The following is a 13,093-nucleotide window of genomic DNA, read 5'->3' as shown; positions in this document are numbered from 1 at the left end:
GCGTTCCCCCGCCCCCTCAGCTCAGTCGCTGCTCAGTCAGTCACGCAGCGGGTCGAAATCAGGGTCCATGTCGTCGTCGCCGTCCTCCGGGCGGCGGTTCGGCCGCCGGGTCGGCCCCGCAGCGGGCGGCGCGGGCGGGACCGGCGGTGCCGGTGGCGCGGGCGGCGGAGTAGCAGCCGGTGGGGGCGGCGGCGGGGTGTCGTCGCTGTCGTCGTAGTCCCACTTCTCGGACACCGCCCCGGCCGCCTCTTCGCCCTCGGGCTCCGGCTCGGGGAACCGCGACCGCAGTTCCTCCATCATCAGCGACCGGGTCTGCTGGTCCTCGTCCCCGAGTTCGGCCTGCATGGTCTCCCCGACCTGGCCGACCACCTGGGACTGCGCGGCCTGCATCGTGCGCAGGACCATCGCGGAGAGCTCCGACGGCGCGATCTGCCGGATGCGCTCGCTGAACTGCAGGTCGGTGACGCTGCCGTCGGCGCGCACGGTCACCCGCACGGTGCCGTCCGGGCTGCTCGCGCTGGTCCGGATCTGCTCCACCTGCGCCTGGGCCGCCTGGTAGCGCTGGGCCTTGTCGGCGAAGCCCTGTGCCCACTGGTCGATGCGGGCCTCCACCTCGGCGGGGTCGCGGCCGATGGCCCCGAGTCCGTTGGTCATGGCAGCTGTACCACCTTCGTAGCTTCGGCGTCCTGGCGGAACTGGGTGAGCGGCTTGACGTGCGAGCGGTCGGTCTCGCGGTAGGAGTCGGCGGCGGTGCGCACGTTGCCCGCGGTGGTGGTGACCCCTTCCACCGCGGCGTTGAGCGCCTCGATCCCCTTCTCCTCCATCGGGTTCACGATCGGCGGCAGGAACGAGCAGAGCAGCCCGTAGGCGCTGTCGTCCATGCTCACCGTGTGCGCGGCGTCCAGCGCGGTGTTCAGCCGATCGGTGATGCCGTCGAGGTGACTCGCGTGTGCGATCAGATCCTCGGGCTCGACCTCGTAGGCCATGGTTGCCCCTCCCCTCAGCGCGCGCCGGCCAGCACTGTGGCCACCCGCTGCTCGATGCGTTCGTTGTCGGCGGGCGCGATGCTCAGCCACGAGTCCTCGCGCACCATCAGGTAGCGGCCCTGGTGCGTGTCGAACCAGGTGACCAGCGTGGGCAGCCGCTCGGTGCGCCTGCCGCCGATGGTCACGCCGAGCTGACCACCGGCGCGCCGGTTGTTCGCCAGCTCCAGCAGCGCACCGGCGTCGTTCCGGGACATCCCCGCCCGGCTGAGCACGATCCGCTCGTCGAGGTCGCCGCCGTACGGGTCGTCCTCGTCCTCCTGCGGCTCGGCCGCTTCGGCGAGTGCCTGGTACGGCAGGGACATGGCCTGCCCGGGACCGGCGTTGCCGTCCGGCAGCACCTCCACGATGGACCGGGCGAGCGCGGTCGGCCGGATTTCCCGCAACCACAGTTCACCACCGGCCAGCACGGCCAGCACCGCGTTGGCGCCGCGCGCGGCGGCCAGCGCGCGCACCGGGTAGCCGATGTGCCCGATGGCGTCCACGGCCACGTCGTAGTGCGCGAGCACGAGCAGCAGCGCCTCCAGGTCCGCGTCCACCCGCTGGCCACGGGCGAGCCCGCGGTCGCCGAGTTCGCGGTAGACCTCGGCGGCCAGCTGCGCGCGCTGCTCGAGCGTGCGCCCGGTGCTCGGCACGTCCAGCGGGTACGGCATCCGGCCGAGGTCCAGCTCGCCCCACACGATGTCGAACTCGTGCGCGGAGAGCACGAAGTCAGGGGTGTTCACGGTTGCTCCGGCTTCTTCTTGCGGGCGCCGATCACCGGCGGCGGCAGGTCCTCACCCGGCACCTGGAAGATCTCCTCGCCCTGGATGTAGGCGGCCGAGCGCCGTTCCTTGTCCTCTTCGCCCTGGCCACGACCGCCGGCGGCACCCATGCCGCCGCCCATCGCGCCACCCATGCCCGCCGCGCCCGGCCCGGCGGCGGTGCCGCGCGGGCCGAAGCCTTCGGCGGGCATCCGGCCACCGGTGCCCGCGCCGGTCGAGGCGCCGGGACCCTGCGGGCCGTAACCGCCACCGGCGGCACCCGAGCCGCCGCCACCCGGGCCGAACCCGGCACCACCGGCACCGGCACCGCCACCACCGCTGCCCGGGCCGAAGCCACCGGCCGCGCCGCCGCCTCCGCCTCCGCCGAAGCCGCCCATGCCGCCGACACCCGGGCCGGGGGGCATGGTGAAGCGCGGGACCTGCGGGGGGTTCACACCGGGGCGGTTCACGCCGCCGGGGCCCGGGTTGGGACCGGTGCCGCCGCCGTACTGGGTGCCGCCGGGGCCCTGGTAGTCGGGCATCTTGGGCGGTGGCTGGTAGCGGTTCTGGCGGATGGTGTCCTCGACCCCGCCGCCACCGCCGCTCTTGCCGCCGCCGGGCAGGTTCGGCATGGAGAAGTTCGGGGGCGTGCTCTGCGGCGGCGTGCCACCGCGGAAGCCGCTGGGGTTGGTGCCCATGTCGGGCGCACCGCCACCCGGGGTGTTCGGCATGGTGAAGCTGGGGGCGTTCTGCGCGCGGGTGGTGTCCTGGCGCGGCATCGAGTTGGGGGCGAACCCGGCACCACCGGGACCGCCGCCACCGGGAATACCACCCGGGATACCGCCGGGCATGCCACCCGGCATCTGCGGCATGCCGGGCGCGCCCGGGCCGCCACCGGGGCCACCGCCGCCGGCCAGGCTCGCCGCCGCGGGGGTGCCCACGTTCGGCATCCCGGGCATCTGGGGCGAGCCACCGGGCCCGCCGGGACCGGTGAAGCCCGCCGTGGTGGTGGTGGTGTCGGCCAGCGGCTGGCCGGTCTGGAACGGCTGGAGGGGCGAGGTGCCCTGCTGGGCCCGCTGCAGCGCCTCCTGCTGGCTGTTCGGGCCGCCGGGCGCACCGGCACCGCCGCCCGCGCCCCCGCCACCACCGGCGGCGTCCATGTCCTCGACCGCGTTCATCGAACGGCTGACCGCCATCATCGGCGTCGCCTTGGTCACCGGCGCCACGAACCGCGGCGTGCCGGAGTCGACCTCTCGCGAAGCGGTCTCCATCTGCGACATCACCGTGACGGCCTGCTCGTGCGCGGCGTTGGCCTGGTCGCTCTTGACCCGCACGTCCTGCACGGCGGCGGCGAACCCGGCCAGCCCGCCGGTGGCGAAGCCGTTGGTGACCATCGCCTGCCAGTCGAACTCCACCGGCTCGGGCATCGCGGAGCGGGCGTTCTCCATGATCCGGCCCTGCTCACCGATGCGGCGGCCGACCTCCTCGGCGGTGGTCGCGGCGTTGCCGGACCACTGCACCAGCTCCAGCACCGACTCCCTGGCCGAGTCCGCGCCGTTGCCGCGCCAGCCGCTCTCGGTGGAGCGGATGCGCTCGCCCATGCGGCGCGAGTGCTCGTTCATCTCCGCGCCGATGCCGGTCCACTCCTGGCCGAGCTGGCCGACCTGGCCGGGGTCGTTGTTCAGGTGGACCGACTCGTACAGCTCGCGGTGGCTGCGTGAGCGCCAGTTCTGCGTCTGCGTCAGCGCGAGGTCGGCGGGGTCCGGCTGGTCGTCGTTCACGCGTTGGTCTCCCCGTTCGCGTTGCGGAGCAGGTTGGTCGAGTGACCTTCGAAGTCGCCGTAGCGCTGCATCGCCACGCCCACCGTCTCGTGGGCCTTGGCCAGCAGTTCGCGGTAGGGGACCAGGACGCCGGCGAGGGCGGAGTCGGCGTCACCGGCCCGCTGCTGGAACTTGCCCGCCATCGCCTCGGCGACCGGGTTCTGCCCGAGCGGCGCCTGCCGGGACAGGTCGATGGACCGGCGCAGCCACACCTCGACCTGGTCCATCTGCTCGGTGAGCATCTTGCGGATCTCCTCGCCGATCGCGGGGTCCACCGCGAGATCGCCGGAAGCCACCTGCTCCCGGAGTCCCTCCACGCGGGCGGCGAGCGCGACGACCGTCGCCTGGGTGGGCATCAGCCGCTGCGCAGCAACTGGTTCTTCCTCGGCCACCGTTGGGGCTCCCTGAGATCGACCGTGTCGTTTCCCCGCGAGTCAACCGGAGATGGCGCCCGGGTTCAGCCGGGTGCGGCCGGTGCTGCCCGATCCGACACCGGGTGCTGCCCACTCACCCCTGCGGGCTGGTTTCGTGCCGCAGCCGGGCGGCCAGCTCGGCCGCCGCACCGGTCTTGAGCTCGGCACACAGCGCGAGCGCGCCCGCCCGGTACTCGTCCGCCGTGGGATCGCCCGTCAGCTCCAGCATGGTGATCAGCTCGGCCAGGGTGTTCGCGCGCTTCCAGCGGTTCGCCACCCCGGTGAACACGCTCAGCGCCAGCGTGAAGCACTCGCGGGCCAGGTCGTACTCGCCGGCCTCGCGGCGGGCGATGCCCTCGTGCAGCGCGGTGTCGGCCTCCTCGATGCGGAAGCCGGACTCCTCGAAGTAACCCCGCGCCTCGCGCAGCGTTCTCGCCGCCCCCTGCCAGTCGCGCATGGCCAGCAGCGTGCCGCCGATGTCGAGCAGGGTGACCGAGCGCAGGAACCGCCGGGTGTCCGGGTTGGCTTCGGCCTGCCTGGTGTCGGCGTCGGCGAGGACTCCGCGGTGCACGACGAGCGATTCCTCGTGCTTGCCGTGGACCCGCAGGATGCGCCCGAGCGCGTTGCGGATGGTGCCTTCGCCGGTCCAGAAACCGAGCGCTTCGGACAGCTCGACCGCGCGGCGCACGCTCTCGAGCGCTTCGTCCAGCCTGCCCAGCCGCATCAGCACCGAGCCCCGGTAGCCCAGCGCCCACGCCTGCTCGGCCTTGTCGCCGATTTCGATGGCCACCGCCAGCGCCTCGTTGTGCGCGGACAGTCCGCCGTCGTTGTCGCCGAAGCAGAAGTACCGCGCCCAGCCGACGAAGTTCAGCAGCACCGCCTCGTCCAGCTGGTTGCGCAGCGCGCGGGCGGAATCCACGCCGCGCTGGAAGATCTCGTCCCACGGCCGTTGCTGGGTCCGGCCGTCGGAGTACCAGTGCAGGGCGCGCGCGAGGTCGACCACCTCGCGGTGCAGGCCTTCCCCCGGCGCTTCGCGGTGGGCCGCGAGCCAGTTGCCCGCTTCCAGGTCCAGCCAGGCGCCCGCGCCTTCGCGCGTGTCGAACCGGCGCGCGGCGTGGGTCGGCGCGACCAGCGCGTCCGGCATGAAGGCGCGCCCGGCCTCGGTCGCGGTGTGCAGCAGGTGGTCGAGCACGGTGCGCCGGTGGCGATCGCGGTCGCCGGGTTTCTCCTCGGCTTCCAGGCGTTCCACCGCGAAGATCCGGATGAGGTCGTGGAACTGGTACCGGCCCGGCGCGGCGGCCGCCTGCAGCAGGTTGGCGTCGACCAGTTCGTCGGCGTGGATCTGCACGTCGGCCTCGGCCATGCCGGTGGCGACCGCGGCCAGTTCGCTGCCGAAGTCCGGGCCCGGCACGATCGCGAGCCTGCGGAAGACCAGGCGGGCGGCGGGGGAGAGGCGCCGATGTGACATCTCGAAGGCCGAACGCACTTGCAGATCGCCCGCCGACAGCGAACTCAGCCGCGTGCGCTCGTTGCGCAGCTGGGTGGTCAGGTAGGCGATCGTCCAGTGCGGGCGGCTGGCCAGCCGGTTGCCCGCGATCCGCACCGCCAGCGGCAGATTTCCGCACAACGCCACCAGCTCCGCGGTGGCCCGCGGTTCGGCGCGGACCCTGGCTTCCCCGGCGATGGCGGTGAGCAGTTCGACCGCGCCGAGGTCGACCAGTGGCTCGAGCCACAGCCACCGCGCCGATTCCAGCCCGGCCAGCGCGCTGCGGCAGGTGATCAGCGTCAGGCAGCCGGGGGAGGCCGCCAGCAGCGGGCGCACCTGCGCTTCGTCGGCGGCGTTGTCGAGCAGCAGCAGGATGCGGCGGCCGGCGAGCAGCGAGCGGAACAACGCGCTCTGCTCGGGCACGGTCATCGGGATCTGCTGCGGGGGCACGTTCAGCGCGCGCAGCAACTGGGTGAGCGCGGTGCGCGGGCTGGTCGGCTCCTCGTCCATGCCGCGCAGGTCCAGCGCGAACGCGCCGTCGGGGAACTGCGGGCGCAACTGGTGCGCCGCGGTGACCGCCAGTGCCGTCTTGCCGACGCCGGGGTGCCCGACCACGGACACCACCACGCCGCCCGCCGCGTCGGACACCGCTTCCCGGTGCAGTTTCGCCAATTCGCCTTCGCGGCCGAGCAGATCCGGCACGGACGGGGGCAGTGTGACCGACGGCGCACTGTCGTTCTCTTCCTCGGATTTCGGCGTGCGGCGGCGGCCCTGCCGCGCGGCTTCGAGGAACTCCTGCCGGTCCCCGCCGACGAGCCCGAGCGCGTCGGCGAGCGCGGTCGCCGAGCGCCGCTGTGCTCCCAGGGCACGCCCTCGTTCCAGGTCGCTCAGCGCGCGGATGCTCACACCCGAGTTCTCCGCCAGGTCGGCCTGGGTGAGCCCGGCCGCACGGCGGTGGCGGAGCAGGAGCGCGCCGAAGGCCGCTTCGTCGCTTCGCTGTCCGTCGTTCACCACGGTCCATTTAACCGGCAGAATTGGCCGGCGCGAAAACCTGCCGGTTGTTCCGCCTGGTCTGCCGGTGTGCTAGCCGCTTGACTAGGGTGGTGACCTCGAGTTTGTCCACCAGCCGAATCCCCGCTCCGCCTGGGAAACCGGCCCTGCGCGCGGTTCCGTCCCCGATCCGGGTCACGGTGCTCGCCGCGGATCCGTTCGTCCTGGCCGGGGTTTCCGGTGAACTGAAGGCCAAGCCCGGTGTCCACTTGGTGGACGCCCAGGCCGACGTGGTCGTCGCGGTGCCGGACGGCACCCGGAAACTGCACGAGGTGCTCGCCGGGATCGACCCGCGGGCACGCGTGGTGCTGGTCGCCGACGACCCCCGGCCCGCCGAACTGCTGACCGCGGTCGAGCACGGGCTGGCGGTGCTGCTGCCCCGCCAGGAGGCGACCACCGCGCGGCTGCTGCACGCGATCAACGACGCCTACCAGGGCCGTGGCGCGCTGCCCGCCGAGCAGCTCGGCGAGCTGCTCAAAGGGGTGACGCGGCTGCAGCGCGAGGTGCTCGAACCCCGCGACCTGACGCTGAGCGGCCTGTCCCGCCGGGAGACCGACGTGCTGCGGCTGCTCGCCGAGGGACGCGACACCGCGGAGATCGCCGCGGAGATGGCGTACTCGGAGCGGACGGTGAAGAACATCCTGCACGGGCTGCTGACCCGCCTCGACCTGCGCAACCGCACGCACGCCGTGGCCCACGCCCTGCGCCTCGGCCTGATCTGACCCCGGCCAGTCCTTTGTGGCCACAGCCGGACGGGTGTGGGCCACGACACGAATGTGGCTTGGGGAGCCGAATGCGCCCCCGAAGCCACATTCGTGTCCTCGGTGCGCCCCGCGGGGTCATTTCGGTGGGGTGACGGCGGTTTCCACTTCGGCCAGGGTTTCCGCGGAGACCAGGCCGGTGTCCTCGAGCACCTCCATGTGGTCGAGGACGGTCTGGTTCGCCTCTCGCGCGTGCCTGCGGATGAGGTCGTTCTGCGTGCCGGCGCGGACCTCGCCGATGGTGGCGAAGATCTTGCCGTGCGAGGAGCGCAGCACGTTCGCGAAGAACCGGTCGAACTCCTCGCCGCGCAGGCCGTTGAGCTGGTCGACCCACTGCTGCTGTTCCGCGGTCGCCTCGTTGGGCAGTTCGACGCCGAGGATCTCGGCGTCCTCGCGGACCAGCTGGTCCAGCCGCGAATGCCCTTCGAGCAGGTGGTGCCCGGCGCGCTTGACCGCCTCGCTGGACCCGTTGGTCTGCGCCAGCCTCCCCGCCGGGATCTCCCACAGCCCGGCCTGGCGCACCTTGACCAGGAAGGTCTTGTCCAGCTCGGTGACCGGGCCCGCGGTACCGGCCTGCGCCGCGGAGAGCTGGCCGGGGGCGGTGACCGCGTTGGCCGCGGTGTCCCCGCTGCGCAGTGAGATCACCACGGGCACCAGCGCGGCCAGTGCCACGACGGCGAGTGCGATGGCCAGTGTGCGCAGGCGGAACCGCGTCGTTCGCGTGTGTCGCATTCTGCCTCCAGATCGTGCGGGGTCTGCCGGGGTCTGCACAGTGGAAAACGGACACCGGCGCCGGACGTTCGATCCGCGCGCGAATTCGCCGGTGCCCGGCGTGGACTGAACCGTTCCCGCCGGTGGTGCGTAGTTCCCCGGTGACCGGCTCCGGCCACCGGAAGGAAGTGATCAGGTGCGGCACAGGGTGGACCCGTCGCTGTTCGGGCAGACCGCGCACAGTCCGTCGTACTTCGAACTGGCGCGGGCGGGTGAGCAGGGCGGGCCGGTGATCGACTTCTGCATCCCGTGCAACCCGTACTTCCCGACCCCGGCCATGTTCGACCTGCTGGCAGGCAACCTCGAAGCGGTGCTGAAGTTCTACCCCAGCGACGCCGAGACCATCGGCCGCCAGCTCTCCCGCGTGCTGGGGCTGAACCCGGCGACCCTGGCGATGGCCAACGGGTCCACCGAGCTGATCACCTGGATCGACCACCTGTGGGTGCGCGAAAGCCTGGCCGTGCCGATCCCCACCTTCGGCCGGTGGACCGACCAGCCGATGGAGACCGGCAAGCGGGTGGACATGTTCCCGTTGCTCGAGCAGGACGGATTCGCGCTCGACCTCGACGCCTACGCCCGGTTCATCCGGGCTCGCGGGTCGCGGGTGGCGGTGCTGTGCAACCCGAACAACCCCGACGGCCACTACCTGCCGCGCCGCGAGGTGCTGCGGTTCGTCGACGAGCTGGCCGATCTGGACCTGGTGGTGGTCGACGAGTCGTTCATCGACTTCGTCGAGCAGGAGCGCAACCCGTCGATCGCGGTGGAGGCGGCGATCCGCCCGAACGTGGTGGTGCTCAAGAGCCTGGGCAAGAACTTCGGCCTGCACGGCATCCGCTTCGGTTACCTGGTGGGGAATCCGGCGCTGGCCGGGAAGATGCGGCGGACCCTGCCCAAGTGGAACCTCAACTCCCTGGCCGAAACCGTGGTCTTCATGCTCGCCGAGCACGCCGAGGAGTACTGCGAAAGCCTCTACCTGCTCGCCCGCGACCGCTATCTGATGGGCGTGGAACTGTCCAGGATGCCCGAGCTGACCGTGTTCCCGTCACAGGCGAACTTCCTGCTGGTGAAGCTTTCCGCCGGCATCGACGGCACGCAACTGCGCGACCACCTGTACACGCGCCACGGCATCCTGATCCGGGAGTGTGGCAACAAACTCGGGATGAGCAATCAGTTCCTGCGGCTGGTGGTGCGCCCGGAGGCCGATGTCGCCCGGCTCGTCGCCGGCCTGGCCGAGTTCACCAGGCCGCACGACGGGTCCGGCGAGAACACCGGCGCTTTCGAGGTGGTGCGCAGCGTTTCGTGAGGACGGTCAGGCACCGGCGCGGCGCAGGCGTTCGGCTGCCTGCACGCGCACGGCCTCGACCGAAATCGGCGGAGTTCCGTGCAGGGCCTCCCATCGGGCGTTGTGGGCGGCCACCCACAAGCTGGCCGCCCAAGCGATTTCCTGCTCCTCCTCGGTGAACCGGCGGCCGCGGAGCTCCTGGTAGGTGTCCAGGAACGCGGCGGAACTCCCGATCGTGGCGAGGGTCGTCGGCGAGCCACTGGTGAACGCTCCGCACGCCGCCCCCGCCAATGCCGCCTCGGGCTGCCACGCCAGGCTGTCCCAGTCGTGCACGGCCCACACCCGCCCGTTCCGCCAGCGGAGGTTCTGCTTCTCGAAGTCGCCGTGGCCCAGCACGCACGGCAGGTCGGCGGCCAGCAGCCGCTTGCGCACGCGGGCGGCCGCGTCGACGACGTATCCGGGCACCAGGTCCTGGTCCCGGTCGTCCAGGAACCCGATCGACGGCCACAGCCCGGGATCCGCGTGGTCCCACCGCACCCAGCGCGGGTTCGGCAGTGGCGGCGGGACGGTCACGTCGGCCAGGCCGGTCATCAGCCGGGCGAACACCGCCGCGTACCGGGCGGCGATCGCCGGTGAGTCACCGCCCAGCGGCTCACCGCCGGGCCGGAACTCCTCGGCGTGCACGGCCAGCGTCCCGACGCCGACCACGGGCGTCAGCGGCCGGGGGCACGGGAAACCGCGGTCCGCCAGCCGCGCCTGCGCGGCGACGCACGACGCGGTCCGGCCGTCGTCCTCCCGCGCCTTCACCACGACCTCCCGGCCACCGGCCAGCCGCAGTCCGTACACCGCCGACATCTGCCGCACCGCGAACACCACGCCGGCCGGTTCCTCGCCCAGCTGATCGGCGCACCAGGACGGCAGCCAGTCCGGCAGCTCGGTCATTTCAGCTGCGGACCCGCAGCATCACGACGCCGTGCGAGGGGACGTCGGCCGAGATTTCCCCGCGGCTGAAGGACTTCCGCCCGGTCCACAGGTCGGTCATCCGCAGCCGCCCGTCGTCCGCGCCGACCTCCTCGGCGGTGGTGCTGATCTTCGCGGTCTGCGCGGAGCGGTTGAACAACGCCACCGCCACGTCACCACCGGCGAGTGGCCGGGACCACACCTCGAGGTCGCCGTCGTCGCGCACGCGGTCCGCCGCGACGCCCTTCGCGTCCTGGTTCACCGCGAGCACCGCGCGGTTGGTGAGGATGCGGTGCACACCGTCCGGAATGGACCGCAGGTCGTTGCCCGCGATCATCGGCGCGGCCAGCATCGCCCACATGCTGAAGTGCGCGGCGGCCTCGGTGTCGGTCAGGCCCGGGAAGCCTTCGACGTTGTAGACGCCGACTTCCAGCATGTCGGGATCGTTCCAGTGCCCGGGGCCCGCCCAGTCGCGCAGCGGCTCGGTCACGTCGACGATGTCGGTGACGCCCATCGGGTAGGTGTTCGGGTTCCCGGTGCGCCACACCGGTTTGATGTCCTCGGTGGTGCGCCACTGGTCGGCGATGTCGCCCCAGTCGTACTTCGCGCCGTTCTTGTCGGGGTGGTAGCTGTTCGCGTTGATGCTGTAGAGGATGTCACGGCCGGTGGCGCGCAGGGCGTCGCGCATCAGGGTGAACCCGGCGATCTGGTCGTCGAGCGTGCCCTCCGGGGAGCACCAGTCGTACTTGAGGTAGTCCACGCCCCAGTCGGCGAAGGTCTGCGCGTCGTGCGCCTCGTGGCCAAGGCTGCCGGTCGCGCCCGGATAGGCGCCGCCGCGCTGGGCGCAGGTCAGTTCGGTGGGCACCTGGTAGATGCCGAACTTCAGGCCCTTGCCGTGGATGTAGTCGGCGAGCGCCTTCATGCCGCTGGGGAAGCGTTCCGGGTGCGCTCTCAGCGAGCCGTCCTCGGCGCGCTCGGGGTCGAACCAGCAGTCGTCGACCACCACGTATTCGTAGCCGGCCGCGGCCATGCCGGAGGAGACCATCGCGTCTGCGGTGTCGCGGATGAGTTGCTCGTTGATGTCGCAGCCGAAGGTGTTCCACGAGTTCCAGCCCAGCGCCGGGGTCGGCGCCGGTTCGGCCGCCCGCGCCGCGGCGCCCGTGGTACCCGCCGTCGCGAGCAGCGTCAAGGTCACGAGCAGGGCGCGCTTCACCGGAATCATCAACCCACCTCCAGACAAGGTTCAACAAAAACGAACACAAGACAACAACAAACTAACTGCGAGCGTCAATAGGACGTTCAGGCATACCGGGCGTACGCTGCGCGGCCATGGATCCCGCGTTGGCCCGGCCCCGCGTTTCCGCTCCGGCGATGTTCGGTGCCCCGGCCCCGGCAGGCGCTCTGCTGCCGTGGGAATGGGCGCACCAGCGGCTGGTGGAGGCGCGGGACTACTGGATCGCCACCACGCGCCCGGACGGCAGGCCGCACTGCCGTCCCGTCTGGGGTGTGTGGCTGGCCGACGGTTTCTGGTTCAGCACCGGCTCCGGCGCGGTGCGGAACCTGGCGGCGGACGACCGGATCACCGTGCACCTGGAGGACGGCCAGGAAGTGGTGATCGTCGAAGGCGTGGCACGAACGGGCCGGGATCGAGAAGCGCTGCAGGCCATGTGCGACGCCTACGGCCCGAAATACGACTACCCCATTTCGCCGCGCGAGGACGGCACGGTGGCCGACGCTTCGGGCCTCGGCGGACCGGCCTTCCTCGTGCTGCCGCAGGTCGTGTTCGGCTGGGGTCGGGACATGACCTCGCCGACGAAGTGGACTTTTTGAACGGGTCAGCGGTTCAGCGCGGCTGCCGCGGCCTTGGCGACGACGTCGGCGGTGGCGGCCAGCGCGGGCGAGTCGAGTTTCCACTGCTGCCAGAACAGCGGCACGTCGATCGCGTGCTCCGGGGCGAGGTCGACCAGCGTGCCGTCACGCAGGTGCGGTTCCGCCTGCGCGGTGGGCACCATGCCCCAGCCCAGCCCGGCGGCTACCGCTTCGACGAAGCTTTCCGACGACGGCACGTAGTGGCGCCGCGGTCCGGCGCCCCGGCCGTGCGTCAGCTTGCGGGTGAGCCGGTCCTGCAGGTCGTCGCGGCGGTCGAACAGCACCACCGGCGCGTTCGGCAGCGTCTGGCGCAGGGGTGCGTCGCCGAGCAGGCGGGCCGCGAAATCCGGGCTCGCCATCGGCAGGTAGCGCATCCTGCCCAGCGTGCGCACCGAGCACCCGGTGACCGGGTCCGGTGAGGAGGTCACCGCCGCCATCACCACGCCCTCGCGCAGCAACGCGGTGGTGTGGTCCTGGTCCTCGCGGTGCAGTTCGAAGACGACCCGCAGTTCCCCGGGCACCTCGGCCAGCGCGGGCAAGAACCAGGTGGCCAGCGAATCGGCGTTGACCGCGATGGACAACCGCGCCGGTTCGCCGGTGTCAGCCAGGCCCAGTTCGGTCCTGGCGTCACGCTCGATCCGCGCCAGCTGCCGCGCGAACCGGACCACGACCTGCCCGGAATCGGTGGGGCGCACCGGTTTCGTGCGCAACAGCAGGACTCGGCCGGTCCGCTGCTCCAGCGCCTTGACCCGCTGGCTGACCGCCGACGGCGTCACGTGCAGGGCGGCCGCGGCGGCGTCGAAGGTGCCTTCGTCGACCACCGCGAGCAGGGTGCGCACCTGGTCCAGGGGGAGTTCGCTCATCACGATCGCTAATGTTACGTAAGAATCTTGAG

13 protein-coding genes are annotated in these 13,093 nt (G+C 71.9%); 3 read left to right on the top strand and 10 right to left on the bottom strand.

The window, feature by feature from the left end; all coding sequences use genetic code 11:
- Positions 1 to 36 precede the first annotated feature (36 nt).
- The 6 genes from L3Q67_RS38395 to L3Q67_RS38370 form a co-directional block, all read right to left on the bottom strand.
- Entirely contained in the window at positions 37 to 654 is a 618-nt protein-coding gene (locus L3Q67_RS38395) for a YbaB/EbfC family nucleoid-associated protein (protein ID WP_499186315.1), read from the bottom strand.
- On the bottom strand, positions 651 to 986 hold the full coding sequence (locus L3Q67_RS38390; RefSeq protein WP_209666209.1) for a type VII secretion target: 336 nt from the start codon (positions 984 to 986) through the stop codon (positions 651 to 653). Before L3Q67_RS38390 ends, L3Q67_RS38395 begins: the two co-directional genes overlap by 4 nt.
- 14 nt (positions 987 to 1,000) lie before the next feature.
- Positions 1,001 to 1,768 (bottom strand): ESX secretion-associated protein EspG, encoded by a 768-nt coding sequence (locus tag L3Q67_RS38385; RefSeq protein ID WP_499186314.1) that lies wholly within the window; start codon positions 1,766 to 1,768, stop codon positions 1,001 to 1,003.
- The gene (locus L3Q67_RS38380; protein ID WP_499186313.1) at positions 1,765 to 3,567 is read right to left on the bottom strand and encodes a WXG100 family type VII secretion target; all 1,803 of its coding nucleotides are present in this window, start codon (positions 3,565 to 3,567) and stop codon (positions 1,765 to 1,767) included. Before L3Q67_RS38380 ends, L3Q67_RS38385 begins: the two co-directional genes overlap by 4 nt.
- Positions 3,564 to 3,998: a hypothetical protein gene (locus tag L3Q67_RS38375; RefSeq protein WP_499186312.1), complete on the bottom strand. Its 435-nt coding sequence runs from the start codon at positions 3,996 to 3,998 to the stop codon at positions 3,564 to 3,566. Before L3Q67_RS38375 ends, L3Q67_RS38380 begins: the two co-directional genes overlap by 4 nt.
- Positions 3,999 to 4,113: 115 nt before the next feature.
- The gene (locus tag L3Q67_RS38370) at positions 4,114 to 6,516 is read right to left on the bottom strand and encodes a tetratricopeptide repeat protein (RefSeq protein ID WP_499186311.1); all 2,403 of its coding nucleotides are present in this window, start codon (positions 6,514 to 6,516) and stop codon (positions 4,114 to 4,116) included.
- Between the two features lie 92 nt (positions 6,517 to 6,608).
- On the opposite strand from L3Q67_RS38370, the gene L3Q67_RS38365 reads away from it, so the two are divergent.
- Positions 6,609 to 7,277, top strand: a complete 669-nt coding sequence (locus tag L3Q67_RS38365) for a response regulator transcription factor (protein ID WP_499186310.1) — start codon at positions 6,609 to 6,611, stop codon at positions 7,275 to 7,277.
- Positions 7,278 to 7,394: 117 nt separating this feature from the next.
- Here L3Q67_RS38365 and L3Q67_RS38360 read toward each other — a convergent pair whose 3' ends face one another.
- The gene (locus tag L3Q67_RS38360) at positions 7,395 to 8,048 is read right to left on the bottom strand and encodes a DUF4142 domain-containing protein (RefSeq protein ID WP_499186309.1); all 654 of its coding nucleotides are present in this window, start codon (positions 8,046 to 8,048) and stop codon (positions 7,395 to 7,397) included.
- Between the two features lie 175 nt (positions 8,049 to 8,223).
- Here L3Q67_RS38360 and L3Q67_RS38355 point away from each other — a divergent pair, with 175 nt between their 5' ends.
- Complete coding sequence (locus L3Q67_RS38355) at positions 8,224 to 9,390, top strand: pyridoxal phosphate-dependent aminotransferase (protein ID WP_499186308.1); 1,167 nt, start codon at positions 8,224 to 8,226, stop codon at positions 9,388 to 9,390.
- Positions 9,391 to 9,396: 6 nt separating this feature from the next.
- Here L3Q67_RS38355 and L3Q67_RS38350 read toward each other — a convergent pair whose 3' ends face one another.
- Positions 9,397 to 10,311, bottom strand: a complete 915-nt coding sequence (locus L3Q67_RS38350; RefSeq protein ID WP_499186307.1) for an aminoglycoside phosphotransferase/kinase family protein — start codon at positions 10,309 to 10,311, stop codon at positions 9,397 to 9,399.
- Position 10,312: 1 nt separating this feature from the next.
- A complete protein-coding gene (locus L3Q67_RS38345; RefSeq protein ID WP_499186306.1) occupies positions 10,313 to 11,551 on the bottom strand; it encodes a glycoside hydrolase family 27 protein in 1,239 nt (412 codons plus the stop codon).
- 107 nt (positions 11,552 to 11,658) lie between these two features.
- Between L3Q67_RS38345 and L3Q67_RS38340 the strand changes: the two genes are divergently transcribed.
- Positions 11,659 to 12,159 (top strand): pyridoxamine 5'-phosphate oxidase family protein, encoded by a 501-nt coding sequence (locus L3Q67_RS38340; protein ID WP_499186305.1) that lies wholly within the window; start codon positions 11,659 to 11,661, stop codon positions 12,157 to 12,159.
- A 5-nt stretch (positions 12,160 to 12,164) separates the two neighbouring features.
- Here the strand turns inward: L3Q67_RS38340 and L3Q67_RS38335 are convergent, their stop codons facing one another.
- Complete coding sequence (locus tag L3Q67_RS38335) at positions 12,165 to 13,061, bottom strand: LysR family transcriptional regulator ArgP (RefSeq protein ID WP_499186304.1); 897 nt, start codon at positions 13,059 to 13,061, stop codon at positions 12,165 to 12,167.
- Positions 13,062 to 13,093 lie beyond the last annotated feature (32 nt).

The organism is Saccharothrix sp. AJ9571, from assembly GCF_021725495.1.
GTDB classification, from domain to species: domain Bacteria; phylum Actinomycetota; class Actinomycetes; order Mycobacteriales; family Pseudonocardiaceae; genus Amycolatopsis; species Amycolatopsis magusensis.
Note: the sequence above shows the minus strand (reverse complement) of the source record. Positions and strands in the feature narration are given on the sequence as shown.